The sequence below is a fragment of the Polaromonas sp. JS666 genome (assembly GCF_000013865.1).
Lineage (GTDB): Bacteria > Pseudomonadota > Gammaproteobacteria > Burkholderiales > Burkholderiaceae_C > Polaromonas.
This window is the reverse complement of record NC_007948.1, coordinates 838,501-865,138: the sequence shown is the minus strand read 5'-3', so window position 1 is coordinate 865,138 and position 26,638 is coordinate 838,501. Positions and strand designations below refer to the sequence as shown.

Below are 26,638 nucleotides of genomic sequence, written 5' to 3'. Positions count from 1 at the left end.
GTTTTCTCGTTGTATGGATGGCCTCAGGCCACCCCGTCGCCACAGTCACTCACCAGTGTGTTCAACTTTGCACGCCCATTAGACATTGGTGCAACCCAAAACCTCTTCCAGGGAGGTCGTGCCGAGTTTAACTTTAGACAGGCCGGACTGGCGCAAACTCCTGACACCCTCAGCTTCTGCCTGCGCCGCAATCTCAAGGGCGCTGCCGTCGCGCAACACTATCCGCTGGATCTCTTCGGAAATAGGCATGACCTGGTAGATGCCAACGCGACCCTTGTAACCATTTGTACACATGGAACAGCCCACCGGGCGATATGGCGTCCAGGAACCATCGACTTCTTCTTCCTTGAATCCTGCCTCCAGCAAGGTTTCGCGCGGAATATCTGCGGGCGCCTTGCAGTTAACACACAGGCGCCGCGCCAGCCGCTGCGCCGTGATCAGGATCACGCTCGATGCAATATTGAAGGGCGCAATGCCCATATTGCGCATGCGGGTCAAGGTGGTTGGCGCGTCGTTGGTATGCAGCGTTGACATGACCATGTGGCCGGTCTGGGCCGCCTTGATCGCGATGTCGGCGGTTTCGATGTCGCGGATCTCACCCACCATGATGATGTCCGGATCCTGACGCAAAAAGGCCTTGAGCGCGACAGAGAAAGTCATGCCCGCCTTGTCGTTCATGCTGACCTGGTTGACGCCTGGCAAGGTGATCTCGGCAGGGTCTTCAGCCGTGGCAATGTTGACGCCCGGCTTGTTCAGGATATTCAGGCAGGTGTACAGCGACACTGTCTTGCCGGAGCCGGTCGGGCCGGTCACCAGCACCATGCCATAGGGCCGCTGGATGGCCGCCAGCAAGCGCTCCTTCTCAACCGGCTCGTAACCCAGCGCGTCAATACCCAGTTTGGCACTGCTCGGGTCCAGAATACGGATCACGACCTTTTCACCGTACATGGTGGGCAAGGTGCTGACCCGAAAATCGATCACGCGGTCAGGGCCGATCTTGAGCTTCATCTTGCCATCCTGCGGCACCCGCTTTTCCGAGATATCCAGCTTGGAGATCACCTTGATACGTGCCGCGAGTTTTTCCTTGATGGCCACGGGCGGCGAAGCAATTTCGCGCAATTCGCCGTCGATCCGGAAACGGACACGGTAGGTGTGCTCGAACGGCTCAAAGTGCAAATCAGAGGCCCGCATGCTGAAGGCATCGAGCAGCATCTTCTGGAGAAATTTGACGACCGGTGCATCTTCGACTTCAGAGACGCTGGCATCGCTGTCTTCAGCAGCGCCTGAATCCACCGAAGATTCATCGAACTCGAAATCATCGCCGATGATGCTCTCCATGGCCTCGGCAGCCGTGGTACTCGACGCCTCCACCAGTTTGGACAGCTTGTCATACTCGGCAATCACCCAGTCCACACCCATCTGGGTGGAAAACTTGATCTTTTCCGCCGCTTCCTGGTCAGAGGGATCTGCCGTTGCGACGATCAGGCGGTTATTGCGCTTGCTCAGCACGACAATGCGGTAAGTCGTGCAAATCTTGGTGTCGAGCAGGCCTTTGGGCAAACGCTGGACGTCGATGGCCTCCAGATCGAGCAAAGGCGCGGCGAACGCGATGGACATCGTGTGCGCCAGGTCAAACGCAGACACGGCGCCTGAACCGGTCAGCTCGGCAATGAAGCTGGTGCGCCCGCTTTGGGCCTTGCGAAAAATGTCTTCAGCGGCCTTCTGGCCCAGCTTGCCTGCCACCACCAATGCCCGGCCCAATCCGGGCAATGCCAAGGCGGGCGGTTCGTTGATAGCAGTATCGACAGCGGCCATGAATCTTTGAAATTAGCCCAAATGGGTATCATCGTCGATAGATAACAAGGTGTAAATCGAAAACACCCCCGCCCCACCCCAAAGCGTTGCAACTGTGCGGAGAAACGCACACTCGGTAAAAACCGAAAAAAGAATCTGGTCGGGGTGAGAGGATTCGAACCTCCGGCCTCTACGTCCCGAACGTAGCGCTCTACCAGGCTAAGCTACACCCCGCCTTCACAAACCGTCAGGAGCGTCTCTGCAGCAGTTGAGATGCCAGATGCCCCAAGGCATTACTGTAAGGGTTTTGGGGCAATACTTGCAAGGCATCCAGCGCGCGCTGGGCCTCCGCGGCGGCCGCGTCCCGTGTTGCCTGCAGGGCTCCCGTTTGTTGCACGATGGCAATGATCTGCGGCATCTGGTCCGTTCCGCCTGTTTCAATGGCCCGCCGGATCACGGCACGCTCAAGTTCGGTGCATCGCTGCATCGCAATGATGAGCGGCAGCGTCGTCTTGCCTTCGCGCAGGTCGTCCCCCAGGTTTTTCCCCATTTCCGATACATCGCCGTCATAGTCCAGCACATCGTCAATCACCTGGAAAGCGGTGCCCAGCGCCTGTCCATAATCGGCGCAGCTTTGCTCCACGGGCGGGGGGGACTGCGCCAGCAATGCCGCCAGACGGGCGCTGGCCTCGAACAGCTTGGCCGTCTTGGAACGGATCACCCGCAGGTAACCGTCCTCTGACAGCGTGGCGTCATGCATGTTCATCAGCTGCAGCACTTCGCCCTCGGCAATCACATTGGTGGCCTCCGCGAGTGTCTGCATGACGCGCATGTCCCCGGCCTCCACCATCATCTGGAAGGCGCGGGAATATAGAAAATCCCCGACCAGCACGCTCGCAGGGTTGCCGAAGGCCTCGTTGGCCGTGGCTCGGCCGCGGCGCAGCGTGGACTCATCCACCACGTCATCATGCAGCAAGGTGGCGGTGTGGATGAACTCCACCACCGCCGCCAGGTTGTAGCGCTGATCGCCGCGATAACCCAGAGCACCACACATCAGAAGCAGCAGGGCGGGCCGCAGGCGCTTGCCGCCGGCCGCCACGATATATTGCGACACTTGGCTGACCAGTGGCACGTCCGATTTCAGCCGGCGCTCGATCACCGCGTCCATTCCACGCATGTCGTCGGCAATCAGGGCAAGGGCGGCGGCGGTGCTTGAGGAATTGGCAGACAAAAGGCGGTCCAGACGTAAAGTTTGGGCAGATTATAGAAAGCACCCCATCCCCGGCGGCCGGTTGCCCCCCCGGCGAAATAGCCGCAAAACCGCCGGCCTGGCCATTTTTGGCAGGCCGTGCTAGAATCTCGGGCTCTGTGGAAATCCGTCCGCAGAACTCAATTTACGAGGTCTCACATGTACGCGGTCATAAAAACCGGTGGCAAACAATACAAAGTTGCTGCTGGAGAAAAAATTAAAGTAGAACAGATTGCTGCGGACGTAGGCCAAGAGATCGTTATTGACCAGGTATTGGCTGTCGGAGAAGGCAGCGCAATCAAGGTTGGTACGCCCTTGGTGTCCGGCGCGACTGTCACAGTCACGGTGCTGTCTCATGGCAGGCACGACAAAGTGCGCATTTTCAAAATGCGCCGTCGCAAGCACTACCAGAAACGCCAGGGTCACCGGCAAAACTTCACCGAACTGCAAATCGGCGCCATCGTCGGTTAAGCACAGAAGTACCAGGACTCACCAAGGAGTATTGAAAAATGGCACAGAAAAAAGGCGGCGGCTCTACGCGAAACGGGCGCGATTCGCAGCCCAAGATGCTGGGCGTCAAGAAATTTGGCGGTGAAGTGATCAACGCTGGCAGCATCATCGTGCGCCAGCGCGGCACCAAGTTCCACCCAGGCGTCAATGTCGGCATCGGCAAGGACCACACCCTGTTTGCGCTTGTTGACGGCGCGGTATCCTTCTCCGTCAAGGGTGCACTGAACAAGCACACCGTGAATGTGACCCCAGCCTGAGCTGATCACTTCGATAAGTCACTTCGACTGAAACGAAGCCCCGACTTGTCGGGGCTTTTTTGTTTGTAAACTTGATCTCCGGCCTCTAACGTACCTGTTTTAACCGCAGCATTCCATCATGAAATTTGTTGACGAAGCCTTTATTGACATTGCCGCCGGCGATGGCGGGAGTGGCTGCGTCTCGTTCAGCCACGAAAAGTACAAAGAGTTCGGCGGCCCGAACGGCGGCGACGGCGGGCGCGGCGGCCATGTGTACGCGGTGGCGGATGTCAACCTCAACACGCTGGTGGATTTCCGCTTTTCGCGGCGCCACGAGGCCCGCAACGGCCAGCACGGCATGGGCTCGGACATGTTCGGCGCCAAAGGCGATGACATCATCCTGAAGATGCCGGTGGGCACCATCCTGACCGACGCCGAGACCGGCGAGGTCCTTTTTGAGCTGCTGGTGCCGGGCGAGCAGGTCCTGATCGCCAAGGGCGGAGACGGCGGTTTCGGCAACCTGCGCTTCAAAAGCTCGACCAACCGCGCGCCCCGCAGCAAAACGCCTGGCTGGCCCGGCGAGCGAAAAAACCTCAAACTGGAGCTCAAGGTACTGGCCGACGTGGGCCTGCTCGGCATGCCCAATGCCGGAAAATCCACCTTTATTTCGGCAGTCTCCAACGCCCGCCCCCGCATCGCCGACTACCCTTTCACCACGCTTCACCCCAACCTGGGCGTGGTGCGGGTGGGACCCGAGCAAAGCTTTGTGGTGGCCGACCTGCCCGGCCTGATTGAAGGTGCCTCCGAAGGTGCTGGCCTGGGACATCTCTTCCTTCGGCACCTGCAGCGCACCCGGCTGCTGCTGCACATCGTGGACCTGGCGCCTTTTGACGAAGGCGTGGACCCGGTGGCGCAGGCCAAAGCCATCGTGCGCGAGCTCAAGAAATACGACGAAGCGCTCTACGAAAAGCCGCGCTGGCTGGTGCTGAACAAGCTCGACATGGTGGACGCAGACAAGCGCGCAGCCATCGTCAAGGATTTCGTCAAACGCTTCAAGTTCAAGGGCCCTGTGTTCGAGATTTCGGCACTCACGCGCGAAGGCTGCGAACACCTGATCAAGACGATCTACCAGCACGTCAAGCAGGTCCAGAAAAGCGAGCAACCCGTGGAAGAAGTCGACCCGCGCTTTGTCCCGCTGCCTCCGGAATCGCCTGAGACGCCCTGACCCTTCGTTTTTTTTTGCCAAATCCGCAGCAAGTGCGGAAGTGGCGATTGCTACATATATGATAGCTTCTTACCCTCGTATTCATTGGACTAGAGCCTGAAAAATATCTAAAATGCAAGAAAAGACAGGCTCTCCCGTCCTGCGCAACGCCAGACGCATTGTGGTCAAGGTGGGCTCCAGCCTGGTCACCAATGAAGGCCGCGGACTGGACGCGGACGCCATCGGCCTGTGGTGCGAACAGCTGGCCGCGCTGGTCAAGGATGGGCGTGAAGTCATCATGGTGAGCAGCGGCGCCATCGCCGAAGGCATGAAGCGCCTGGGCTGGACGGCCCGCCCCAAAGCCATCCACGAGTTGCAGGCCGCCGCCGCCGTCGGCCAGATGGGGCTGGCCCAGGTGTATGAGAGCAAGCTGCGGGAGAACGGCATCGGCAGCGCGCAGGTCCTGCTCACGCATGCCGACCTGGCCGACCGGGAGCGTTACCTCAACGCGCGCTCCACCCTGCTGGCCTTGCTGCAGTTGGGCGTGGTGCCGGTCATCAACGAGAACGACACCGTCGTCAACGACGAGATCAAGTTTGGCGACAACGACACCCTGGGCGCGCTGGTCGCCAACCTTGTCGAAGCTGACGCGCTGGTCATCCTGACCGACCAGAAGGGCCTTTACACCGCCGACCCGCGCAAGGACCCGGCCGCCCGCTTTGTGCACGAAGCGAAGGCCGGCGATGCCGCACTGGAAGCCATGGCCGGCGGCGCCGGCTCGAGCATTGGCAAGGGCGGCATGATCACGAAAATCCTGGCGGCCAAACGCGCGGCGGGCTCCGGCGCATCGACGGTCATTGCCTGGGGCCGCGAGCCGCAGGCACTGATCCGGCTGACGCAGGGCGAGGCCATCGGCACGCTGCTGGTCGCGCAAACCCAGAAGATACAGGCCCGCAAGCAATGGATGGCCGATCACCTGCAAATGCGCGGCTCGGTTGCCGTCGACGCGGGGGCCGTCAGCAAGGTGCGCGATGAAGGCAAGAGCCTGCTGCCCATCGGCATGACCAGGGTGGACGGCGACTTTTCACGGGGCGACGTGATTGCCATCCGGGACGCCGAAGGCGCCGAAATTGCGCGGGGCCTGGCCAACTATTCGAGTTCGGAGGCACGGCTGATTTGCCGCAAGGCGTCTTCGGAATTCGAAAGACTTCTGGGCTACACCGGCGAGCCTGAAATGGTCCACCGGACCAACCTCGTGCTCACGCGGTAGCTATCCGAAAGGCAGAGCACCGCCGGCATCGAAAGGTGCACCGGAGCAACCAGTCCTCCCGACCCCATACGACCGGGCGATGCCCCCGCACGACAGGGTACGGTGTGCTATTCCGAGATCCTGAAATTCGGACTTTTCAGCCGGCTTATCAGGACGGTGACTGAAGGCGCCGGTGCGGCGTTGTCGCATGCGCCGGCCTTGGCGAACCGCAAAACATGCTTGGACGGCATGTTTCCGAACATGGAGCGCCACTCCGCATTGGCCACCGGGGTCCAGCGGCCATCGGGCGAGTATCGCGCGTAGGTCTTGTATTCCCCGGTAGCGCAGCGTATGCCTTCGTACATCACGTTGCGCGCACCACTCGCGCTGGTCGCCACCATCACATAGCGCACAAGGCCGTCGCTGTTGGAAATGCGGATAGTCGCGGGATCAACGCCGAAGACCAGCGAGGAATTGGGTGACACATCGAAAGTAACCAGCTTGCCCGCATCGAATGCCGGAGGTGGCGGAGCCTCCGACTCCTTCCAGTCCGGGTCATCCGTGGCGCTCTGGGCCGAGACCGCGCAACTGAAAGCCAGCGCAAGCGCTACACAAGAAAGGCGGGCCGCAGCGGCCGGTTTGAAAGTCATGTTTTGGGGGGCGAAGGATCCGCGCCCAGGCTGGTCTGCGGATCGGGTTCAAAGGTGGCGCCAGGGGGCAATTCAAACGAGGCGCCCAATCTGGCCGTGTAGCTGTATGTCATGCTGTTGGCCGGATGGGGATTGGCTTCGCCGGCTTGGCCCGCCATTTGATCACGCAGATGCACGCCGCCGCGCAGGTAGCGGTTGCGATGGTCGGGCCGGGAATCAGGCCGTGGAGCGGAGCGTGGATCGACCCGAGGCACAAAGCGCGCCAGTTCGGTCAGCGCCATCTCGTATACGCCGCGCTTGAACTCCACCACGACGTCGAGCGGCACCCAGTAGTCGTTCCAGCGCCAGGCGTCAAACTCGGGATGATCTGTCGCGCGCAGGTTCAGGTTCCAGTCGTAACCGACCAGCTGCAGCAGGAACCATATCTGCTTCTGGCCTTTGTAATGTCCGCGCGCATCGCGGCGGATAAACCGGTCAGGCACCTCATAGCGCAACCAATCTCGGGTACGGGCCAGCACATGAACATGCTGTGGCAACAGCCCCACTTCCTCATGCAATTCGCGGTACATGGCCTGTTCGGGATTTTCGCCCCGATCAATGCCACCCTGCGGAAACTGCCACGAGTGGGTACGGATACGTTTGCCCCAAAATACCTGACTTCTCTGGTTGAGCAAGATGATGCCGACGTTAGGCCTAAAGCCATCCCGGTCAAGCATAATCAAACCTCAAATTTTTTAAACTGAGTCCATTATGCACAGCGAAGGCGCCAGCGCCAAGCGCACGGCCGGGCTCCAGCCCCCTTCCAACGCAGAATTCCAGAAAAATAGCCCATGAAAGCCTCCCAGTTCTTCATTTCCACCCTCAAGGAAGCCCCTGCGGATGCGGAGATCGTCAGCCACCAGCTCATGATGCGCGCCGGTATGATCAAAAAGCTCGGTGCCGGCATATACAGCTACATGCCCATGGGTTTGCGTGTCATCCGCAAGGTCGAGGCCATCGTTCGTGAGGAAATGAACCGCGCCGGCGCCGTGGAAATGACCATGCCGGTGATCCAGCCGGCCGAATTCTGGCAGGAGACCGGCCGGTTTGAAAAAATGGGACCCGAACTGCTGCGCATCAAGGACCGCCATGGCCGGGATTTCGTGGTACAGCCGACCAGCGAGGAAGTCATCACCGATGTGATGCGCCAGGACATCAAGAGCTACAAACAGCTGCCGAAGAACCTGTACCAGATCCAGACCAAATTCCGCGACGAGCGCCGGCCGCGTTTTGGCCTGATGCGCGGGCGCGAATTCACCATGAAAGACGCCTACAGCTTTGACCGCGACCAGGCCAGCGCCAAGGCCAGCTACCAGATCATGGCGCAGGCCTACCGGCGGATTTTTGACCGCTTTGGCCTCACCTACCGCGCCGTGGCCGCCGACAGCGGCGCGATTGGCGGCGACCTGAGCGAAGAATTCCAGGTGATCGCCGCCACCGGCGAAGACGCCATCGTCTACTGCCCCGGCAGCGACTATGCGGCCAATATGGAAAAAGCCGAAGCGCTGCCGCCGCAGTGCGACCGCAAGGCTGCATCGCAGGCCATGGTCAAGACGGCCACACCGGACAAGGCGACCTGCGCCGACGTAGCCCAGTTGCTGGGCATTCCGCTGGAAACGACCGTCAAATCCCTGGTGCTGGCCACCGACCAGACCGACGAAGCCGGCAAGATCATCAAGACACAGATCTGGCTGCTATTGTTGCGCGGCGACCATGACATGAATGAAGTCAAGGTCGGCAAGGTACCCGGCCTCGCAGGGTTCCGCTTTGCCACCCTGCCAGAAATCGAGGAGCACTTTGGCTGCAAGCCCGGCTACCTGGGGCCCCTGAACCTTCAAAAACCGGTGAAGTTGGTGGTTGACCGTGAGGTGGCTGCACTGAGCGACTGGGTGTGCGGCGCCAACGAGATTGATTTCCACATCACCGGCGTGAACTGGGGACGCGATCTTGCTGAACCCGAGCTGGTGGCCGACCTGCGCAACGTGGTCGCGGGCAACCCCTCGCCCGACGGCAAGGGCGTGCTGGCCATTGAGCGCGGCATTGAGGTGGGCCATGTGTTCTACCTCGGCACCAAATACAGCCAGGCCATGAATGCCACCTTCCTGGACGAAAACGGCAAGCCGCAGTTCCTGGAAATGGGCTGCTACGGCATCGGCATCACACGCCTGCCCGCTGCCGCCATCGAGCAAAACCACGACGAGCGCGGCATCATCTGGCCCGACGCCATTGCCCCGTTCACGGTGGTAATTTGCCCCATCAGCCCGGACCGCTTCGCCGACGTAAAGGCCGCCGCCGACAAGCTCTATGGCGAACTCCTCGCCGCCGGCGTGGACGTGATCCTCGATGACCGCGGCGAGCGCCCCGGCGCGATGTTTGCCGACTGGGAGCTGATCGGCGTGCCGCACCGCGTCACCATTGGCGACCGTGGCCTGAAAGAAGGCCAGCTTGAATACCAGCACCGGCGTGACGCCGCCTCCAGCAAGGTCGATGCAGCCACTGCGCTGGACTTTCTCAAGGGGAAACTGGCCCTGTGACAGCGCCCGGCATCGCGTCTGCAACGGCCCTCAGGCAATTTTCAAGAAGAAGGTGCCTGCAGTCCCTGTCTGCCGCGTGCATTCCGTTCTTATTTTCAGAGCAGGCGAGCGCCGGCGCCCAGATTGAAGAGCCATTGATGGACTCGGTCCGATCGGCACTGAGCTCGGCCGTCGCCAACCAGGCCCCCCCGGTGCCGGAGTTCAAGGACACCGAAAGCCGGCTGGCGTATCTGCGCTGGCTGGGCGCCATGAGCGATCGCCTGAGAAAGAAAAACCCCGAGTGGCAAATCCGCAAGGAGTTCCTGCAAACCGCCTGGTATGAGAGCAAACGCGCCGGGCTGGACGTCACGCTGGTCCTCGGCCTGATCCAGGTCGAAAGCAATTTCCGCAAGTTCGCCGTGAGTAACGTGGGCGCGCGCGGTTACATGCAGGTCATGCCCTTCTGGACACGCGTGATTGGAGACGGCGATCCGTCCAAGCTCTTTCACATGCAGACCAATTTGCGCTTCGGCTGCGTCATCCTTCGCCATTACCTGGACCGGGAACGCGGCGATCTGTTCTTGGGCCTGGGCCGCTACAACGGCTCGCGCGGCAAGGCGCCCTACCCGAACGCGGTGATGGGTGCGAGCAAACAGTGGGAATTCAGCGGCTGAAACCGCTTTCGCGCATAAAACAAGCCAGAACCCGAATGAGCTCCCGGTTTACAGCTATCAATTAGAGAGCAAACCGGGTTGGGCCGGCGACCAGCGCGTCGCGCCCGAAAAGCCCCGCTCTTCGGCAAACCAAGCTAGCACCGGAACCGTGCCGGGCAACACCGGCTGCACGGTGACCGGCAATGACTGCCAGGCGAACGACTGCCCCTCGTGCATGTGCAGTTCACCCGTCCACTCAAACACCTTGCAGAAGTTGAGCCTGACCAGCGCATGGGGGTAGTCCACCATTTCAACCTTCCACGGATGCACGGCGCCGATGGTGATACCGATCTCTTCCTGCAGTTCGCGGCGCAGCGCCTGCTCGACACTCTCGCCCTGCTCCAGCTTGCCGCCGGGAAACTCCCAATAGCCTTCGTAGACCTTGCCGGGCGGGCGCGAGGTCAGCAGAAAGTCGCCGCCGGGCTGCACCAGAACCCCTACGGCCACATCGATCACCTGGCGATCCGCACCGCCCTCACGGGGCCGGCCGGCATCGGCCACGAGAATCTGCGCGGTCATGCTGCTCAAGCGCCGGGATGCTGGCCAGCGTAGTCACGCGCAAACTGGTAAGCCACACGGCCGCTGCGCGAGCCGCGCTCCAGCGCCCATACCAGCGATGCCGGCCGGGCTGCCTCGATGGCCTGCGCATCCACGCCGAACGACGACAACCACTGGGCCACGATCGTGAGGTATTCGTCCTGGGTAAACGGGTAAAAACTGACCCACAGGCCGAAGCGCTCGGAGAGCGAAATCTTTTCTTCCACCACCTCGCCGGGGTGAACCTCGCCATCCTCGCTGTGCGTGTAGGTGAGGTTTTCCGTCATGTACTCGGGCAGCAGATGGCGCCGGTTGCTGGTCGCATAAATCAGCACATTCGGCGTGGCCGCTGCGACCGATCCGTCGAGGATGGACTTGAGCGCCTTGTAACCGGGCTCGCCCTCCTCAAAGCTGAGGTCGTCACAAAACACGATGAACTTCTCGGGCAATTCGGACACCACGTCCACAATGTCCGGCAAGTCCATCAGGTCGGCCTTGTCGACTTCAATCAGCCGCAATCCGCGGGCCGAATATTCGTTCAGGCAGGCCTTGATCAGCGACGACTTGCCGGTGCCTCGTGCGCCCGTCAACAGCACATTGTTGGCAGGCTTGCCGTTGACGAACTGCTCGGTGTTGCGGCGGATTTTTTCCTTCTGGTCCTCGATTTCCTTCAGGTCGGCCAGGCGCATCGCGCCCAGGTGCCTGACAGGCTCGAGCGAGCCGTGGCCCGAGCTGCGCTTGCGGTAGCGGTAGGCGACTGACGCCTGCCAGTCGGGCGCCTGCAGCGGTTGCGGCAAAACCGATTCAATGCGCGTGACCAGGGACTCTACCCGCGCCATCAGGCGTTCAAACTGCTCGTTCATGCTTCTATAGCCCCGGTTGCTTTAGCTGCGGTAATCAGCGTTGATCTTGACGTAGTCGTAGGAGAGGTCGCAGGTCCAGACGGTATCCTGGGCCTCGCCACGGCCCAGTCCCACGCGCACCGTGATCTCGCTTTGCTTCATCACCCGCTGGCCGTCTGCCTCGACGTAGTCCACGTGCCGACCGCCATTTTTGGCCACCAGCACATCGTCCAGGTACAGGTCGATCCGGGTCTGGTCGAGGTCGTCAATGCCGGCATAGCCCACGGCCGCCAGAATGCGGCCGAGGTTGGGGTCGCTGGCAAAAAATGCCGTCTTGACCAGCGGCGAGTGGGCGATGGCGTAGGCCACCTTGCGGCATTCCTCGCCGGTTTTTCCGCCCTCGATCTGCACCGTGATGAATTTGGTCGCCCCCTCGCCGTCGCGGACAATGGCCTGCGCCAGTTTTCTGGCGATGTCCAGCATGGCGGCACGCAGAGCCTGGCCGTCTGCGCTGTCCAGCGACGTGATGGGCGGGTGGCTGGCCTGATTGGTGGCCACGACCACAAAGGAGTCGTTGGTCGACGTGTCGCCATCCACCGTGACGCGGTTGAACGAACCCTCGGCGAGTTCGCGTGCCAGTTGGGCCATCAAGGTTTGCGACACGCAGGCATTGGTGGCCATGAAGCCCAGCATGGTCGCCATGTTGGGCCGGATCATGCCGGCGCCCTTGCTGATGCCAGTGATGGTGACTTCTGCGCCGCCGATCACGAGCCTGGTGGAGAATGCCTTGGCCACCGTATCGGTGGTCATGATGGCCTCGGCCGCATTCGCCCAGTTGTCGGACCTGGCGTCCGCCAGCGCGGCGGGCAGGCCAGCGGCAATGCGGTCGTGCGGCAGCGGTTCCATGATCACGCCGGTTGAAAACGGCAGGATCTGTTCGGGCGCCAGATTGAGTTCGCGGGCCAGTGCAATGCAGCTGGCCAGCGCACGGTTCAGGCCGTCCTCGCCGGTACCGGCGTTGGCATTGCCGGTGTTGATCAGCATGGCGCGGATGCCCAGGCTTTGCCCCGCGTTCTTGGCAAGGTGCTCGCGGCAGATCTGCACGGGCGCCGCACAAAACCTGTTTTGCGTGAAGACGGCGCCTACCGAGGACCCCTCATCCAGCAGCAGCACAGCCAGATCCTTGCGGTTGGCCTTGCGTATGCCTGCTTCGGTGATGCCCCAGCGCACGCCGGGCACAGGGTACAGGTCCGCCGCAGGGGTCGCCAGTAGATTGACGGGCATGTTCTTGACTCCAGAAGACTAGTCGTTCGACACAGAGGGACTCAACACAGACGGCTTCAGTTCAGCCGGCCGTGGCACAGCTTGTATTTTTTGCCAGAACCGCAGGGGCAGGGATCATTGCGCCCCACACGCGGCACGGCGATGCCGGAGGCCAGTGACACACGCCGCAGCGTGTCTTCGTCCACCCGGGTTTCCGCTTCACCGGTTTCGGTGGGCGCCGTATAGGTGACGTTGGAGATGCTTTCTGCCCGGTTTTCCATTTCCTCGGCGGCCTGCTCGAGCTGCTCGCCCGACTGGATTTTGACCGTCATCAGCACCTTGGTGACTTCGTTCTTGACGCTGTCAAGCAGCTGGCCAAACAGCTCAAACGCTTCGCGCTTGTATTCCTGCTTGGGCTGCTTTTGCGCATAGCCGCGCAAGTGAATGCCCTGGCGCAGGTAGTCCAGCGCGCTCAGGTGTTCACGCCAATGGGTGTCTATGCTTTGCAGCAGCACAAGGCGCTCGAACTGCGTGAAGTTTTCCTGGCCGATTTTCTCGACCTTGTCGGCAAACGCGACATTGGCCGCAGCAATGACCTTCTCCAGAATATCTTCGTCGGTGATGGCGGTTGCGCTCTCCAGCTCGCCGGCCAGCGGCAGGCTGATCTGCCACTCCTCCAGCAGCACCTTTTCAAGGCCAGCAATGTCCCACTGCTCTTCAACACTTTCAGCCGGCACGTACTGCCGCGTCAAATCCGTGAAGCAACCTTCGCGCAGGGACTCGATCTGCGCTTGCAGGCTGCCCGCGTCCATGATGTCGTTGCGCTGCTGGTAGATCACCTTGCGCTGGTCATTGGCCACATCGTCATATTCAAGCAGTTGCTTGCGGATGTCGAAGTTGCGCGCCTCGACCTTGCGTTGCGCTGACTCGATGCTGCGCGTCACGATACCGGCTTCGATGGCCTCGCCATCGGGCATCTTGAGCCGCTCCATGATGGCCTTCACGCGATCGCCCGCGAAAATACGCATCAGCGGGTCATCCAGGCTCAGGTAAAACCGCGAGGAGCCCGGGTCGCCCTGCCGGCCCGAGCGGCCACGCAGCTGGTTGTCGATGCGGCGCGACTCGTGGCGTTCGGTCGCGATGATGCGCAAGCCGCCCAGCGCCTTGACCTGCTCATGCTCTTCTGACCACCGGGCGCGCAGTCGGGCAATTTCAGCCTCCTTCGCGGCGGTGTCCATCGACTCGTCGGCTTCAACCGCTTCAATCAGTTTTTCAAGATTGCCGCCCAGCACGATGTCGGTACCGCGACCGGCCATGTTGGTGGCAATGGTGATCACCTTCAGGCGCCCTGCCTGCGCCACGATGTCGGCTTCACGGGCGTGCTGCTTGGCGTTGAGCACTTGGTGCGGCAGCTTTTCCTTTTCCAGCAGCTGGTCAATGATTTCGGAGTTCTCGATGGAAGTCGTCCCCACCAGCACCGGCTGGCCGCGCTCATAGCATTCGCGAATATCCTTGATGGCGGCTTCGTATTTCTCGCGGGTGGTTTTGTACACCCGATCAAGCTGGTCATCGCGCCGGCTGACCCGGTTGGGAGGAATGACCGTCGTCTCCAGTCCGTAGATTTCCTGGAACTCGTAGGCCTCGGTGTCGGCGGTACCGGTCATGCCGGCCAGCTTGCCGTAGAGGCGGAAATAGTTCTGGAAGGTGATGGACGCCAGTGTCTGGTTTTCTGCCTGGATCTGCACACCTTCCTTGGCTTCAACGGCCTGGTGCAGGCCATCGCTCCAGCGGCGGCCCGACATCAGGCGGCCGGTGAACTCGTCAACGATCACAACCTCACCGTCCTGCACCACATAGTGCTGGTCACGGTGGTACAGCAAATTGGCGCGCAGGGCGGCGTACAAATGGTGCATCAACGAAATGTTGGCCGGATCGTAGAGCGTGGCGCTCTCCGCAATCAAACCCAGGTTGAACAGGATGCGCTCGGCGCTCTCGTGGCCCTGCTCGGTCAAAAACACCTGGCGTGTTTTCTCGTCGATGGTGAAGTCGCCGGGCTTGGTCACGCCCTCGCCGGTGCGCGGGTCGGCTTCGCCCTCCTGGCGCGTAAGCAAGGGTACGACCTTGTTCATCGCGAGGTACATCTCGGTGTGATCTTCGGCCTGGCCGCTGATGATGAGCGGCGTGCGCGCCTCGTCAATCAGGATAGAGTCCACCTCGTCGACGATGGCGTAGTTCAGGCCGCGCTGCACGCGGTCTCCGACCTCATACACCATGTTGTCGCGCAGGTAGTCAAAGCCGTACTCGTTGTTGGTACCGTAGGTGATGTCGGCGTTGTAGGCGGCCTGCTTTTCCTCGCGCGACATGTTGGGCAGATTGATGCCGACCGTCAGCCCGAGAAAGTTGTAGAGCTTGCCCATCCAGCGGGCGTCCCGGCTGGCCAGGTAATCGTTGACCGTCACCACATGCACGCCTTTGCCGGTCAATGCATTGAGGTAGACCGGCAGTGTCGCAGTGAGGGTCTTGCCTTCACCCGTGCGCATTTCCGAAATCTTGCCGTTGTGCAGTGAGATGCCGCCCAGCATCTGCACATCGAAGTGGCGCATCTTCATGACGCGCTTGCTGCCTTCGCGCACCACGGCGAAGGCTTCCGGAAGAATGGCATCCAGCGCCTCGCCGGCGGCCACGCGATTTTTGAACTCCTGGGTTTTGGCACGCAATTCGTCGTCGCCCAACTGCTCGTACTGGGTTTCCAGTGCATTGATGCGGTCGACGATTTTGCGATAGGTTTTGAGCAGCCTGTCGTTGCGGCTGCCGAAAATTTGGGTCAGGATGTTGGAAGCCATAAATGCGAGGCCGCCTTGACACTCCCGTGAGCGGGCAAGGCGGCCAAAATCCCTTAGTGAATACGGAACTTAGGTGTGGGCGCTACCAGTTAGTTCAACTGTGCACAAACCGCTGATTTTAGCGCTGCCGGAGCAGCTAGTTCGCGGGGGCTTGTCGCAGGACCGTCGCAGGCTGCGGCCGCACGGCTGCTGCGGCCACTGCAAGCCTGGGTAATTTCTGCCCGGCAGTCAGGAATTTCTGCGGATCCTGAAAAACACCCTGGACCAAAACCTCGAAATGCAGGTGCGGCCCGGTGGAGCGCCCCGTGGCGCCCACTTCCGCGATCTTCTGCCCGCGCTTGACCAGATCGCCCTTTTTGACCAGCACCCGCGATGCATGCGCATAGCGCGTGACCAGCTCATTGCCATGGTCCACTTCCACCATGTTGCCGTAGGCCGGGTGATATTCCTGCGTCACGACCACACCACCAGCAGCCGCCAGAATCGCCGTACCCGGATCTGACGGAAAGTCCAGGCCGGTATGCAGCGCAGACCGTCCATTGAAGGGATCAATGCGCCAGCCAAAGGACGAGCCGAGTTGACCGCCGGCCACCGGCTCCTGCGTCGGCACCATCATTTTCTTGATCTTCTGGTCAAAGAGGCGCGACTCCATCACGGTCATCAGGTCCACCCTCTGGTCGGTCAGCTTGTCGAGGTCGGCCAGCGTGGCCTGGAGCTCTTCCATCGTGAGCGAATGCCCGGACACCAGCGCGCCGCCGCTGCCAGGAACGGTCCTGATCTCGCCAGGGTTCACGCCGGCCAGCCCCGAGACCCGCTCACCCAGTGCCTCGAGCTGCATCACCTTGGCCTGCATTTCACCCAGCCGCCTGGCCATCACGTCGAGGTTCTCGCGCAAAAAGCGATCGCGCTGATCGAACTCGTCCTTGACCACCAGCTTCACCAGCGATCCAATCACGGGCCAGCCTTCACGGGCCCCCTTGAGAAACACCCAGTGGTACAGACCGGCGGCAACCAGCATGAGGGCCAATGCGGCAACCAAGCCCGCCAGAATCAGCTTTGTGCCACTTAAATAGATGGCCCGGCTGTTGGCCAGCCACGCATCCGTGATAATCAAATGCACTTGTGTCTACCTCTTTCAATGCTTGCACTGACCGGGCCAGAGCCCGCCCTACGTGAACTCCATCCGGCGCCTTCCCCCGACCCTCACCATCCACCAGGCCGCCGGGAATTCTCCGTCCCTGGCGCGGTTGACCGAACTCGTCCGTGAGTCCAACGACAGACTCAAGGAGATCGAATCGCTGATTCCGGAGGCCCTGCGTCCTGCCGTCAAGGCCGGACCGATTGAGGGAGAAAGTTGGTGCCTGCTGGTGAGCGGCAACGCAGCCGCCGCGAAAATCCGTCAGCTACTCCCGCTCATCCAGGCTCGCCTGCTGGGCAAAGGTTGGAAGGTTACCTCAATTCGGCTGAAGATACTAATAGCCAAAAAGTAGTAGCTGCGTACGTCCACAGCGGAGGCTCCGCGCCGCTGGCCCGATGATTGGTTTGCCAGTCGCTACTCAATCCGTAGCGCCAAACACCCATGAAGTATGGGATGGCAAAGATGCGCTGAGAAATGGTGCCGCTTGTCGGAATCGAACTGACGACCTACCGCTTACAAGGCGGTTGCTCTACCAACTGAGCTAAAGCGGCACAAAACTATTTTACTTGACGCGCTTGAGTGACGGACGCGTGCGCGGCGGTGACTTCGGGGGCTCGGGGGAATCAGGGCCGGGATCGCCAGCCTCGGGCACACTGTCGGGGACCAGTTGCATGATCTTGCTGTCCACCCCCTCACCCGCGCCTGCCAACCCTGATGCATCGGCCGGAGCAGACATGTCAGTCACAGCTGCAGCAGCCTCCACACCACCCGCAGGACCTGCCGACGATGCCGGTGGAGATGCCACCATGGGAAACGCCATGCCCTGCCCATTTTCACGGGCATAGATGGCAATCACATGGGTGATAGGAACGATGATCTCGCGGGCGCTGCCGGCAAAACGCGCCTTGAATTCGATAAAGTCATTGCCCAGTTTGAGCGAGCTGGTCGCATCAAAGCTGATGTTGAGCACGATCTCATTGTTCTTGACGTACTCGCGCGGTACCTGCACGGTTTCGTCCACCGCCACCGCCACATAGGGCGTGAGGCCGTTGTCGGTACACCATTCGTACAGGGCCCGTATCAGGTACGGGCGGGTCGACGAAGAATCCGGTGCGTTCATCAGATCAGCCAACTTAGATCTGGACCCGCGCGGTATTCAAAACGGCGCCGTCCTCACTAGCAAGGGCCGCGGAACCGGCTTTGCCGGGCCGCAGGCGCAGCGCCCCCCCAGGGGGCAGCGCAGCACACGAAGTGGCAAGCGTGGGGGCCATTATTTTCTCATGACCTTCTCGGAGGGCGTCAGCGCTTCAATATAGGCCGGGCGCGAAAAAATGCGTTCGGCATACTTGAGCAGCGGCGCTGCATTTTTTGACAGGTCGATATCGTAGTAGTCCAGGCGCCAGAGCAGCGGCGCAATCGCCACGTCCAGCATGGAGAAGTTGTCGCCGAGCATGAACTTGTTCTTCAGGAAGATCGGAGCCAGCTGCGTCAGGCGGTCGCGGATGTGCGAACGGGCTTTTTCCAGCGCCTTCTCGTTGCCCTTGGAGGCGCGCGATTCCAGCGTGCTGACATGCACAAACAGCTCTTTCTCAAAGTTCAGCAGGAACAGGCGAACACGCGCGCGGTCGACCGGGTCGCCGGGCATCAGCTGCGGATGCGGGAAGCGCTCGTCGATGTACTCGTTGATGATGTTCGACTCGTACAGGATCAGGTCCCGCTCGACCAGAATCGGAACCTGGCCGTAAGGGTTCATCACATTGATGTCTTCCGGTTTGTTGTAGAGGTCGACGTCGCGGATTTCGAAGTCCATGCCTTTTTCAAACAACACAAAACGGCAGCGGTGCGAGAAGGGGCAGGTCGTGCCTGAATAAAGGACCATCATGATTCGGAACTCCTGAAAACAAAAGAGTGGAGGCTAAGAATCAAAACTTAGAACCTTCCACTCCGAAGATGCCGGCACGCAGCAAAGCGCATGGCCCGGCGAGAAATTACTTGATATCTTTCCAGAACGCCGCATTCAGGCACCAGGCGATAAAGGTCATGCCAAGAAGGAAAATCAGCACCCACACGCCCACACGAACGCGCGTGTTCTGGACCGGTTCGCTCATCCATTGCAGGAAGCCCACCAGGTCGCCCATGGCCTGGTCATATTGCAACGGCGTCATGGTGCCGGGCGTGACCTGCTGCCAGCCCTTGAAGATGGATACCTTGTGGCCGTGCTCTTCCTTCTCCAGGTAGACCGGCTTGCGCTCGCCCTGCAGCTCCCACAGCACATGCGGCATGCTCACACTGGGGAAAGCCAGGTTGTTCCAGCCCGTAGCCTTGGTCTCGTCGCGGTAGTAGGTGCGCAGGTAGGTGTAGAGATAGTCGGCACCGGTGCCATTTGCCCCGGAGCGCGAGCGCGCAATCACGCTCAAGTCTGGCGGGTTGCCGCCGAACCAGTCCTTGGCCTGTTTCGGGTCGATCGCGGCCTTCATGGTTTCACCGACTTTTTCAGTGGTGAACAGCAGGTTGTCCTTGATCTGCTGCTCGCTCAGACCGATGTCCGTGAGGCGGTTGTAACGCATGTAGGCGGCCGAATGGCAACTCAGGCAGTAATTGACAAACAGCCTGGCGCCGCTCTGCAGGGTGGCCATGTCGTTGACCTTGCCGGGCGCCTTGTCCCAGGCCATGCCACCTTCCGAAGCCTGTGCGCCGGCCATCAGGCCCACCGCCGTGATCAGGGCAAAAATCGCGTTAGAAATCAGTTTTTTCATTGTTACAACTTTCCAGCTCAGTGGGCAGCAAAAGTCACGCGGTTGGGCACGGGCTTGAAGGTACCCAGCCGGCTCCACCAGGGCATCAGCAGGAAGAAGCCGAAGTAGAACAGGGTGCCGATCTGCGACACGCGCTCGCCGACCGGTGACGGTGGCTGCACGCCCAGGTAACCGAGCACCAGGAAGTTGACCACGAACACGCCATAGAGGATCTTGTTCCAGCTTGGGCGGTAGCGGATGGACTTGACTTCGCTGTGGTCCAGCCACGGCAGGAAGAACAGGATGACAACAGCGCCACCCATGACCATCACGCCCCAGAACTTGGCATCGATCGACAGCATCAGCACCGACACCACCAGGGCCGCGCCCACGATGACCGCCTTGAGCAACACAGGCATCTTGAACTTGACCACGCTCAGGGCCGCAGCGCCGACCACGCAGGCGATGAGCGCATACATCATCTCGCTGGTAATCGCACGCAGCATGGAGTAGTACGGAGTGAAATACCAGACAGGTGCGATGTGCGCGGGCGTCTTGAGCGGATCAGCCGGGATGAACTTGTTGTATTCGAGGAAATAGCCGCCGAATTCCGGTGCCAGGAAAACGATGGCGGTGAACACCATCAGGAACAGGCAAACACCAAAAATGTCGTGCACGGTGTAGTAGGGATGGAAGGGAATGCCGTCCAGCGGATGACCATCCGCTCCCTTGGTGGCCTTGATCTCCACGCCGTCGGGGTTGTTGGAGCCCACTTCATGCAGCGCGATGATGTGCGCGGCGACCAGGCCCAGCAGGACCAGCGGCACGGCAATCACGTGGAAGGCAAAGAAACGGTTCAGCGTGGCATCGCCCACCACATAGTCGCCGCGAATCAGCAGCGCCAGATCGGGACCAATGAAGGGAATGGCGGCAAACAGGTTGACGATCACCTGGGCGCCCCAGTAACTCATCTGGCCCCACGGCAACAGGTAGCCCATGAACGCTTCGGCCATCAAGCAGAGGAAAATTGCGCAGCCGAAAATCCAGATCAGCTCGCGCGGCTTGCGGTAGCTGCCGTAGATCAGGCCGCGGAACATGTGCAGGTAGACCACGACAAAGAACGCCGAGGCACCGGTGGAGTGCATGTAGCGGATCAACCAGCCCCAAGGCACGTCCCGCATGATGTATTCGACCGAGCCAAACGCCAGTGCCGCATCCGGCTTGTAGTGCATGGTCAGGAAAATACCGGTGACGATCTGGATCACCAGCACCAGCATGGCCAGCGAGCCAAAGATGTACCAGAAGTTGAAGTTCTTCGGCGCGTAATACTCGCTCATGTGCTCTTTGTAGAGCTTGCTGGCGGGAAAACGGTTGTCAACCCAGGCCATCGCCTTGGCAGCGAGGGGGGCATCGGGGGAAATTTCTTTGAATTCAGCCATCACTGATCCTGGTTCGGTGGGGTTCTTTGTCGATCGCCTGAATCAGGCCCGGGCATTCCATTTGGCAGAATGGCCAGCAATTTTCAAGCGCTTTCGGCAGGGTCTTTGGAAGGATTGATCAGCCTTCAGGCCTTTTTGTCTTCACCAATCAGCAGCCGGGTATCTGACAGGTACATGTGCGGAGGCACTTCCAGGTTATCGGGAGCGGGCTTGTTTTTGTAGACGCGGCCGGCGATGTCGAAGGTGGAGCCATGGCAGGGGCAGAGGAAGCCGCCCGCCCAGTCGTCAGGCAGCGAGGGCTGGGCGCCCGGCAGGAACTTGTCGGACGGCGAGCAGCCCAGGTGCGAGCAGATGCCCACCACTACCAGCGTTTCGGGCTTGATGGAACGGGTTTCGTTGCGAGCGTATTTGGGGGTCAACTCATCCGGCTTGCGCTCGGACTTGGGGTCGGCCAGCAGTGCATCGACTTTGGGCAGGGAGGCGAGCTGCTCGGGCGTGCGCTTGACAATCCACACCGGTTTGCCGCGCCACTCGACCGTGATTTTCTCGCCGGGCTTGATGCCGGAAATATCAACTTCGACAGCCGCACCGGCGGCCTTGGCACGCTCGGACGGTTGAAAACTGCTCACAAAGGGAACGGCGACAGCGGCAGCGCCAGCGGTGCCTGCAACGGCCGTGGCCACGAGCCAGTTTCTTTTATCTTTATCTACAGGAGCGCCGTGCGGCACTGCGTTCACGCTTGCTTGGGTCATGAGAGTCCTTCAAGAACTGGCTTGAAAAAGGCATAGTGGGGTCAACCCGTAATTGTAGCGGAGCGCGAACGCGTTTTTCAAGGCGGGCCGCCTGACTCGGCTGGCTGCCGCCAGTGCCGGGCGTGTTTCGGCGCAGGTTGCCAGGCAGGGCGAGCGCTCTTTCAGGCCAATCGCAAGATACCGCGTCGAGCATCCGATCCAGCCTTCATAATGACTTTTCGACACTCACGAGGGGCGGTCAGCAATGATTCACCAACAACAGGAGTTGCACATGGGAATGATGCAGGAATTCAGGGAATTTGCGGTCAAGGGCAATGTGATCGATCTGGCAGTGGGCGTGATCATAGGCGCGGCGTTCAGCAAGATTGTCGAATCCGTGGTGGGTGACCTGATCATGCCGGTCGTGGGTGCCGTGGTAGGCAAGCTGGATTTTTCCAACCTGTTTGTGGTGATGGGCAGCGTGCCGCCGGGCACCGCCATGACGCTGGACGCCCTGAAAAAGGCCGGCGTACCGGTGCTTGCCTATGGCAACTTCATCACCGTCGCCGTCAACTTTGCCATCCTGGCCTTCATCATTTTCCTGATGATCAAGCAGATCAACCGGCTCAAACGCCGCCAGGAGACCCAGCCTGCGGCGCCCGCAACACCACCCGAAGACGTCATGCTGCTGCGCGAAATTCGCGACAGCCTGAAGAAATAAGCACCCCCCTGTGGCTCGCTCACTTCGTGTAGCGGGCCTCTCCCCTACAGGGGACGGCGCCTGCCGGCTGGCAAAGCCAGACCGGCGCCCCCCGCTTGCGAAGACATGGCGATTGCTATTGATTTAATAGCTTATTTCGCCCATACCTGTTGGCCTGCAGGATTTTTACCCCCTTGAAGGGGCCAGTTTTTTTGCCATGCGGATGGCTGCCAGCAGGCTGGACGCATCGGCCACGCCGCGCCCGGCGATGTCAAAAGCCGTGCCGTGATCCGGGCTGGTGCGCACCAGTGGCAGCCCCAGCGTCACATTCACGCCCTGCTCCACCCCGAGGTACTTCACCGGAATCAATCCCTGGTCGTGGTACATGGCGACCACCACATCAAACTCGCCGGGCTTGGCCGGCGTGTGGCGGGCCCGCATGAAGACGGTATCCGGGGCGAAGGGACCGCTCACCTCCAGACCCTCCGCACGGGCGGCCGCGATGGCTGGCGCAATGATGGCCTGCTCCTCGTCGCCGAACAGGCCTCCTTCGCCGGCATGCGGATTCAGCCCCGCCACGGCGATGCGGGGAGCCCGCCCCAGGCTGGCGCCTATCGCCCGGTGCGCAATACGCAGGGTTTGCAGCACGTTGTCATAGGTCACAGCCTCGATGGCGCGCCTGAGCGACAGGTGAATGCTCACCAGCACGGTTTTCAGCTCGTTGTTGGCCAGCATCATGCGCACCGGCACCTCGCGCACCGGCTTGCCCAGGAAGGCCGCGGCCTCGGCCTGCAGCAGTTCGGTGTGGCCCGGGAAATTCGCTGCCCAGCCGCCGGCCGCGGCCAGCGCCTCCTTGTGAATGGGCGCCGTCACCATGCCGGCCGCCTCACCCGCCAGCACCGCGCGGGCCGCCCAGACAATGCAATCGGCCGCAGCTTTTCCAGCCAGAGCACTCACCTGTCCAAAAGGTACGGGCGTATCCAGCTCACATTTTTGCAGCACACCAATGCAATGCGGCGGCACGGAGGCCGCGTCGGCCAGTTCCGCGAACTCAGCCACCGGCAAGGCCAGGGGTGAAGCCACCAGTGCCGCGGCACGGCGCAGTGTGGCCACATCGCCGACCACCACGCAACCAGCCATCTCGATGGGCGATTCGCCAAACGCCCTGGCGATGATTTCCGGGCCGATGCCGGCGGCATCGCCCATCGTGATGAGCAGGGGCTTGTTATGCATGAGGGTTGTTGAGGGGGAGGACTCGGGCAAATAATCAGGCCGGGTTATCGATATCAATGAACTGGTGGGCCAGGCCCAGTTGCGCTGCCACCTGAGCAGCCACAGCCGGCGCACCGTAGCGCTCGGAGGCATGGTGGCCACAGGCGATGAAGGCCACACCCATCTCCCGCGCGTAGTGGGCCTGCGGCTCGGAAATCTCGCCCGTGATGAAGGCGTCGGCGCCCGCCGCAATCGCGGCTTCAAAGTAGCCCTGTGCACCGCCGCTGCACCATGCTATGTTTTTTATGGCATCGTGCGGCCGACCTTCAATAACGACGGGCCGATTCACCACCTTTTTGACGTGCTCGGCCAGGGCATACGCGCTGGCAAAGCTGCCGCCATCGGCCCGCCCACCCATAAAGCCCAGGTCCTGCTCGCCGAACCGGGCCGTCGCCTGCAAGCCGAGCCGGGCACCGAGCTGCGCATTGTTGCCCAGCTCGGGGTGCGCATCCAGCGGCAGGTGGTAGGCGAACAGGTTGATGTCGTGGGCCAGCAGCAAGGCCAGGCGCTGCTTCATCCAGCCCGTGACCCGGCCATCCTGGCCCCGCCAGAACAGGCCATGGTGCACAAACAGGGCATCGGCCTGCTCCGCAATGGCGGCCTCGATCAGCGCGCGGCTGGCCGTGACGCCCGAGACGATTTTGCCAATCTGCGCCCGCCCCTCGACCTGCAGGCCGTTGGGGCCGTAGTCCTTGAAACGCGCGGGCTGCAGCAGCGTATCGAAGGCCTGCAGCAAATCCTGTCGGGTGGTGCTCATGGCCTGATTGTCTCAGCTAGTGGACGGACAGGCATTTCGTCCGGGTCATGCCAGACCACGCGTAGGCCCCCCCGCCCGGTGACGCCAAAAACGGCCGCCGAATAAGCCCTGGAAATTCCGGCTTGAGGGACAATATGGTTGATGCAGCGCCCACTTGCCCCGGTCTGCAAATAATTTGGCCTTGACACACTCCGCTCACTACCCCCAACCCCCTTTGTACCCATGAAGCGCACCTGGCTCCTGTTTTCCCAGACCGTCACTGTTCTGGTGGCCGCCTATTTTGTCGTGGCAACGCTCCAGCCGCAGTGGCTGGGGACCTCGTCGATCGGCGGGGTTTCCGTGATCGAAGCACCGGCCAGCAGCGTGCAACTCGGTCCAAGACCGGCCGGCACCTTCAGTTCGGCCGCGAAAATCGCCTCGGCGGCGGTGGTCAGCATCAACACCAGCAAGGCCGCCGTCAATAACCCGCATGCCGACGATCCGTGGTTCAAGTTTTTCTTCGGCGACCAGGGCCGCAGCGAACCCCAGGGCGGCCTGGGCAGCGGGGTCATCATCAGCGCCACCGGCTATATCCTGACCAACAACCATGTGGTCGAAGGCGCTGACGAGATCGAGGTCATCCTCAACGATACGCGCAAGGCCAAGGCCCAGGTGATAGGCACCGACCCCGACACCGACCTGGCCATTCTCAAGATCAACCTGGACAAGCTGCCCGTCATTGTCCTGGGCAACTCCGACGCACTGCAAATAGGCGACCCGGTGCTGGCCATAGGCAACCCTTTCGGCGTGGGCCAGACCGTGACGGGTGGCATCGTGAGCGCACTCGGGCGCAACCAGCTCGGCATCAACACCTTCGAGAACTTCATCCAGACCGATGCGGCCATCAACCCCGGCAATTCAGGCGGGGCGCTGGTCGACGTGAACGGCCACCTGATGGGCATCAACACCGCCATTTACTCGCGCTCGGGCGGCTCCATGGGCATCGGCTTTGCCATCCCGGTGTCCACGGCCAAGCAGGTGCTTGAGGGGATCGTGAAAGACGGGCAGGTCACGCGCGGCTGGATTGGCGTGGAACCGCAGGAGCTCAATGCCGAACTGGCTGAGACCTTCAATATCAAGCCCGCGGCGCTGAAGGATGGCGGCGTGATCATCATCGGCGTGCTGCAAAACGGCCCGGCCGCGCAGGCGGGCATCCAGCCCGGCGACGTGATCACCGCGGTCAACGGCAAGTCCGTGAGCAATGTGAGCCAACTGCTGACCGCCGTAGCCGCGCTGAAGCCCGGCACGCCGGCCCCCCTGACCGTATGGCGCCGGGATCGCCAGACCGACATTGCGGTCACACCCGGCAAGCGCCAGCGGCCCAGGGTGCAGCGCTGAGGGGATCAATGCGCCGGGGTTGGCGGGGGCCGGCGCGCAACCTCAGGGCTTGGCCGCTTCCGTTTCGCTGTCGGTATCGGGGGCCTTGGTGTGCTTGACAAACACCTGCGCGGCCAGAATACCCACTTCATACAAGCCGCCCACCACCATCAGCAGCATGATCATCGAGCCCGCATCAGGCGGCGTGACCAGGGCCGTGCCAATGGCGGCAATCACCCAGAAATAGCCGCGATACTCGCGCAACTGAGCCACGGTGAGCACGCCCATGCGCACCAGCAGGATCACGGCGATGGGCACCTCGAAAGCCAGGCCAAAGGCCAGGAACATGCCCAGCACGAAATTGAGGTATTCCTCAATGTCAGGTGCGGCGGTGATGGACTTGGGTGCAAAACTCTGGATGAAGCGAAACACCTGGCCAAAGACAAAGTAGTAGCAAAACGCCACGCCAATGAAAAACAGCAGGGTGCTTGAGATGACCAGCGGCATGATCAGCTTTTTCTCGTGCGAGTACAGGCCTGGTGCGACGAACGCCCACACTTGGTAGAGCACCACCGGCAACGCAATCATGAACGCGGCCATGAACAGTATCTTGATCGGCACCACAAACGGCGAGATGACATTGGTGGCAATCAGCGTCGCCCCCTTGGGCAGCGTGGCCACCAGCGGCGCAGCCAACAAGTCATAGAGCGCGCTGGGTCCTGGAAACAGCGCCAGGACGGCGGCGGCGATGCCGATCGCAATCACCGCCTTGATCATCCGGTCGCGCAACTCCATGAGGTGCTGCACAAAAGGCTGTTCGGTCCCTGCGAGTTCGTCGGGTTTGTCGGTGTTGGGGTCGCTCATGAAG

General features: G+C 61.2%; 26 protein-coding genes and 2 tRNA genes. 9 read left to right on the top strand and 19 right to left on the bottom strand.

What is annotated here, in order from left to right; translation table 11 throughout:
• Positions 1-78: 78 nt before the first annotated feature.
• The 3 genes from pilB to BPRO_RS04130 form a co-directional block, all read right to left on the bottom strand.
• Positions 79-1,815 carry a type IV-A pilus assembly ATPase PilB gene (gene pilB / locus BPRO_RS04140; protein WP_011481799.1) on the bottom strand — a complete coding sequence of 579 codons (1,737 nt, stop codon included), beginning with the start codon at positions 1,813-1,815 and terminating at the stop codon, positions 79-81.
• A gap of 136 nt (positions 1,816-1,951) precedes the next feature.
• A tRNA-Pro gene (locus tag BPRO_RS04135) sits at positions 1,952-2,028 on the bottom strand.
• 13 nt (positions 2,029-2,041) lie between these two features.
• Positions 2,042-3,025: a polyprenyl synthetase family protein gene (locus tag BPRO_RS04130; protein WP_011481798.1), complete on the bottom strand. Its 984-nt coding sequence runs from the start codon at positions 3,023-3,025 to the stop codon at positions 2,042-2,044.
• A gap of 177 nt (positions 3,026-3,202) precedes the next feature.
• Between BPRO_RS04130 and rplU the strand changes: the two genes are divergently transcribed.
• The 4 genes from rplU to proB all read left to right on the top strand — a co-directional run bounded on the left by rplU (position 3,203) and on the right by proB (position 6,263).
• Positions 3,203-3,514, top strand: coding sequence for a 50S ribosomal protein L21 (gene rplU / locus BPRO_RS04125; RefSeq protein WP_011481797.1), 312 nt, complete (start codon positions 3,203-3,205; stop codon positions 3,512-3,514).
• 38 nt (positions 3,515-3,552) lie between these two features.
• Positions 3,553-3,810: a 50S ribosomal protein L27 gene (gene rpmA / locus BPRO_RS04120; RefSeq protein ID WP_011481796.1), complete on the top strand. Its 258-nt coding sequence runs from the start codon at positions 3,553-3,555 to the stop codon at positions 3,808-3,810.
• Between the two features lie 118 nt (positions 3,811-3,928).
• On the top strand, positions 3,929-5,014 hold the full coding sequence (cgtA, locus tag BPRO_RS04115; RefSeq protein WP_011481795.1) for an Obg family GTPase CgtA: 1,086 nt from the start codon (positions 3,929-3,931) through the stop codon (positions 5,012-5,014).
• 112 nt (positions 5,015-5,126) lie between these two features.
• Positions 5,127-6,263 carry a glutamate 5-kinase gene (gene proB, locus BPRO_RS04110; RefSeq protein ID WP_011481794.1) on the top strand — a complete coding sequence of 379 codons (1,137 nt, stop codon included), beginning with the start codon at positions 5,127-5,129 and terminating at the stop codon, positions 6,261-6,263.
• A gap of 107 nt (positions 6,264-6,370) precedes the next feature.
• Here the strand turns inward: proB and BPRO_RS04105 are convergent, their stop codons facing one another.
• Complete coding sequence (locus BPRO_RS04105; protein ID WP_011481793.1) at positions 6,371-6,892, bottom strand: CNP1-like family protein; 522 nt, start codon at positions 6,890-6,892, stop codon at positions 6,371-6,373.
• Positions 6,889-7,608 carry an RNA pyrophosphohydrolase gene (locus BPRO_RS04100; protein ID WP_011481792.1) on the bottom strand — a complete coding sequence of 240 codons (720 nt, stop codon included), beginning with the start codon at positions 7,606-7,608 and terminating at the stop codon, positions 6,889-6,891. The genes BPRO_RS04105 and BPRO_RS04100 overlap by 4 nt, the downstream gene beginning before the upstream one ends.
• 114 nt (positions 7,609-7,722) lie before the next feature.
• On the opposite strand from BPRO_RS04100, the gene BPRO_RS04095 reads away from it, so the two are divergent.
• Positions 7,723-9,465, top strand: coding sequence for a proline--tRNA ligase (locus BPRO_RS04095; RefSeq protein WP_011481791.1), 1,743 nt, complete (start codon positions 7,723-7,725; stop codon positions 9,463-9,465).
• Positions 9,462-10,118 (top strand): lytic transglycosylase domain-containing protein, encoded by a 657-nt coding sequence (locus tag BPRO_RS04090; RefSeq protein ID WP_011481790.1) that lies wholly within the window; start codon positions 9,462-9,464, stop codon positions 10,116-10,118. Before BPRO_RS04095 ends, BPRO_RS04090 begins: the two co-directional genes overlap by 4 nt.
• Before the next feature lie 57 nt (positions 10,119-10,175).
• Here BPRO_RS04090 and BPRO_RS04085 read toward each other — a convergent pair whose 3' ends face one another.
• The 5 genes from BPRO_RS04085 to BPRO_RS04065 all read right to left on the bottom strand — a co-directional run bounded on the left by BPRO_RS04085 (position 10,176) and on the right by BPRO_RS04065 (position 16,762).
• Positions 10,176-10,676 (bottom strand): NUDIX domain-containing protein, encoded by a 501-nt coding sequence (locus tag BPRO_RS04085; RefSeq protein WP_011481789.1) that lies wholly within the window; start codon positions 10,674-10,676, stop codon positions 10,176-10,178.
• 5 nt (positions 10,677-10,681) lie between these two features.
• Entirely contained in the window at positions 10,682-11,557 is an 876-nt protein-coding gene (locus BPRO_RS04080) for an ATP-binding protein (RefSeq protein ID WP_011481788.1), read from the bottom strand.
• Between the two features lie 21 nt (positions 11,558-11,578).
• Positions 11,579-12,820 carry a bifunctional glutamate N-acetyltransferase/amino-acid acetyltransferase ArgJ gene (gene argJ, locus BPRO_RS04075; RefSeq protein WP_011481787.1) on the bottom strand — a complete coding sequence of 414 codons (1,242 nt, stop codon included), beginning with the start codon at positions 12,818-12,820 and terminating at the stop codon, positions 11,579-11,581.
• Positions 12,821-12,876: 56 nt separating this feature from the next.
• Complete coding sequence (gene secA, locus BPRO_RS04070) at positions 12,877-15,642, bottom strand: preprotein translocase subunit SecA (RefSeq protein WP_011481786.1); 2,766 nt, start codon at positions 15,640-15,642, stop codon at positions 12,877-12,879.
• A gap of 136 nt (positions 15,643-15,778) precedes the next feature.
• Positions 15,779-16,762 carry a M23 family metallopeptidase gene (locus BPRO_RS04065; protein WP_011481785.1) on the bottom strand — a complete coding sequence of 328 codons (984 nt, stop codon included), beginning with the start codon at positions 16,760-16,762 and terminating at the stop codon, positions 15,779-15,781.
• 52 nt (positions 16,763-16,814) lie between these two features.
• Here BPRO_RS04065 and BPRO_RS04060 point away from each other — a divergent pair, with 52 nt between their 5' ends.
• Positions 16,815-17,132: a hypothetical protein gene (locus BPRO_RS04060; protein ID WP_011481784.1), complete on the top strand. Its 318-nt coding sequence runs from the start codon at positions 16,815-16,817 to the stop codon at positions 17,130-17,132.
• A gap of 123 nt (positions 17,133-17,255) precedes the next feature.
• On the opposite strand, the gene BPRO_RS04055 is transcribed toward BPRO_RS04060, so the two are convergent.
• From BPRO_RS04055 to petA, 6 genes are all read right to left on the bottom strand, one after another.
• Positions 17,256-17,331, bottom strand: a tRNA-Thr gene (locus BPRO_RS04055).
• A gap of 11 nt (positions 17,332-17,342) precedes the next feature.
• Positions 17,343-17,900, bottom strand: coding sequence for a ClpXP protease specificity-enhancing factor (locus BPRO_RS04050; RefSeq protein WP_011481783.1), 558 nt, complete (start codon positions 17,898-17,900; stop codon positions 17,343-17,345).
• Between the two features lie 150 nt (positions 17,901-18,050).
• A complete protein-coding gene (locus tag BPRO_RS04045; protein ID WP_007868077.1) occupies positions 18,051-18,662 on the bottom strand; it encodes a glutathione S-transferase N-terminal domain-containing protein in 612 nt (203 codons plus the stop codon).
• A gap of 106 nt (positions 18,663-18,768) precedes the next feature.
• Positions 18,769-19,536 (bottom strand): cytochrome c1, encoded by a 768-nt coding sequence (locus BPRO_RS04040; RefSeq protein WP_011481782.1) that lies wholly within the window; start codon positions 19,534-19,536, stop codon positions 18,769-18,771.
• Between the two features lie 17 nt (positions 19,537-19,553).
• The gene (locus BPRO_RS04035; RefSeq protein WP_011481781.1) at positions 19,554-20,954 is read right to left on the bottom strand and encodes a cytochrome b; all 1,401 of its coding nucleotides are present in this window, start codon (positions 20,952-20,954) and stop codon (positions 19,554-19,556) included.
• Positions 20,955-21,079: 125 nt separating this feature from the next.
• Positions 21,080-21,706, bottom strand: a complete 627-nt coding sequence (gene petA, locus BPRO_RS04030; RefSeq protein WP_011481780.1) for a ubiquinol-cytochrome c reductase iron-sulfur subunit — start codon at positions 21,704-21,706, stop codon at positions 21,080-21,082.
• 271 nt (positions 21,707-21,977) lie between these two features.
• Between petA and mscL the strand changes: the two genes are divergently transcribed.
• Positions 21,978-22,406: a large conductance mechanosensitive channel protein MscL gene (mscL, locus tag BPRO_RS04025; protein ID WP_041388333.1), complete on the top strand. Its 429-nt coding sequence runs from the start codon at positions 21,978-21,980 to the stop codon at positions 22,404-22,406.
• Between the two features lie 165 nt (positions 22,407-22,571).
• Here mscL and pdxA read toward each other — a convergent pair whose 3' ends face one another.
• Entirely contained in the window at positions 22,572-23,618 is a 1,047-nt protein-coding gene (gene pdxA, locus BPRO_RS04020; RefSeq protein WP_041388331.1) for a 4-hydroxythreonine-4-phosphate dehydrogenase PdxA, read from the bottom strand.
• Positions 23,619-23,652: 34 nt separating this feature from the next.
• On the bottom strand, positions 23,653-24,414 hold the full coding sequence (locus BPRO_RS04015) for a Nif3-like dinuclear metal center hexameric protein (RefSeq protein WP_011481777.1): 762 nt from the start codon (positions 24,412-24,414) through the stop codon (positions 23,653-23,655).
• Positions 24,415-24,636: 222 nt separating this feature from the next.
• On the opposite strand from BPRO_RS04015, the gene BPRO_RS04010 reads away from it, so the two are divergent.
• Positions 24,637-25,791 carry a S1C family serine protease gene (locus BPRO_RS04010; RefSeq protein ID WP_011481776.1) on the top strand — a complete coding sequence of 385 codons (1,155 nt, stop codon included), beginning with the start codon at positions 24,637-24,639 and terminating at the stop codon, positions 25,789-25,791.
• Positions 25,792-25,833: 42 nt separating this feature from the next.
• Here BPRO_RS04010 and tatC read toward each other — a convergent pair whose 3' ends face one another.
• Entirely contained in the window at positions 25,834-26,634 is an 801-nt protein-coding gene (gene tatC, locus BPRO_RS04005; RefSeq protein ID WP_011481775.1) for a twin-arginine translocase subunit TatC, read from the bottom strand.
• Positions 26,635-26,638: the final 4 nt, after the last annotated feature.

Excerpts from the sequence above, each read along its gene's own strand:
- petA (WP_011481780.1), bottom strand. The coding sequence starts at position 21,706 with ATGACCCAAGCAAGCGTGAACGCAGTGCCGCACGGCGCTCCTGTAGAT.
- BPRO_RS04015 (WP_011481777.1), bottom strand. The coding sequence starts at position 24,414 with ATGAGCACCACCCGACAGGATTTGCTGCAGGCCTTCGATACGCTGCTG.
- BPRO_RS04085 (WP_011481789.1), bottom strand. The coding sequence starts at position 10,676 with ATGACCGCGCAGATTCTCGTGGCCGATGCCGGCCGGCCCCGTGAGGGC.
- cgtA (WP_011481795.1), top strand. The coding sequence starts at position 3,929 with ATGAAATTTGTTGACGAAGCCTTTATTGACATTGCCGCCGGCGATGGC.
- pilB (WP_011481799.1), bottom strand. The coding sequence starts at position 1,815 with ATGGCCGCTGTCGATACTGCTATCAACGAACCGCCCGCCTTGGCATTG.
- BPRO_RS04095 (WP_011481791.1), top strand. The coding sequence starts at position 7,723 with ATGAAAGCCTCCCAGTTCTTCATTTCCACCCTCAAGGAAGCCCCTGCG.
- BPRO_RS04010 (WP_011481776.1), top strand. The coding sequence starts at position 24,637 with ATGAAGCGCACCTGGCTCCTGTTTTCCCAGACCGTCACTGTTCTGGTG.
- proB (WP_011481794.1), top strand. The coding sequence starts at position 5,127 with ATGCAAGAAAAGACAGGCTCTCCCGTCCTGCGCAACGCCAGACGCATT.
- BPRO_RS04035 (WP_011481781.1), bottom strand. The coding sequence starts at position 20,954 with ATGGCTGAATTCAAAGAAATTTCCCCCGATGCCCCCCTCGCTGCCAAG.
- BPRO_RS04100 (WP_011481792.1), bottom strand. The coding sequence starts at position 7,608 with ATGCTTGACCGGGATGGCTTTAGGCCTAACGTCGGCATCATCTTGCTC.
- secA (WP_011481786.1), bottom strand. The coding sequence starts at position 15,642 with ATGGCTTCCAACATCCTGACCCAAATTTTCGGCAGCCGCAACGACAGG.
- pdxA (WP_041388331.1), bottom strand. The coding sequence starts at position 23,618 with ATGCATAACAAGCCCCTGCTCATCACGATGGGCGATGCCGCCGGCATC.
- BPRO_RS04045 (WP_007868077.1), bottom strand. The coding sequence starts at position 18,662 with ATGATGGTCCTTTATTCAGGCACGACCTGCCCCTTCTCGCACCGCTGC.
- rpmA (WP_011481796.1), top strand. The coding sequence starts at position 3,553 with ATGGCACAGAAAAAAGGCGGCGGCTCTACGCGAAACGGGCGCGATTCG.
- BPRO_RS04040 (WP_011481782.1), bottom strand. The coding sequence starts at position 19,536 with ATGAAAAAACTGATTTCTAACGCGATTTTTGCCCTGATCACGGCGGTG.
- argJ (WP_011481787.1), bottom strand. The coding sequence starts at position 12,820 with ATGCCCGTCAATCTACTGGCGACCCCTGCGGCGGACCTGTACCCTGTG.
- mscL (WP_041388333.1), top strand. The coding sequence starts at position 21,978 with ATGGGAATGATGCAGGAATTCAGGGAATTTGCGGTCAAGGGCAATGTG.
- BPRO_RS04105 (WP_011481793.1), bottom strand. The coding sequence starts at position 6,892 with ATGACTTTCAAACCGGCCGCTGCGGCCCGCCTTTCTTGTGTAGCGCTT.
- tatC (WP_011481775.1), bottom strand. The coding sequence starts at position 26,634 with ATGAGCGACCCCAACACCGACAAACCCGACGAACTCGCAGGGACCGAA.
- rplU (WP_011481797.1), top strand. The coding sequence starts at position 3,203 with ATGTACGCGGTCATAAAAACCGGTGGCAAACAATACAAAGTTGCTGCT.
- BPRO_RS04050 (WP_011481783.1), bottom strand. The coding sequence starts at position 17,900 with ATGAACGCACCGGATTCTTCGTCGACCCGCCCGTACCTGATACGGGCC.
- BPRO_RS04080 (WP_011481788.1), bottom strand. The coding sequence starts at position 11,557 with ATGAACGAGCAGTTTGAACGCCTGATGGCGCGGGTAGAGTCCCTGGTC.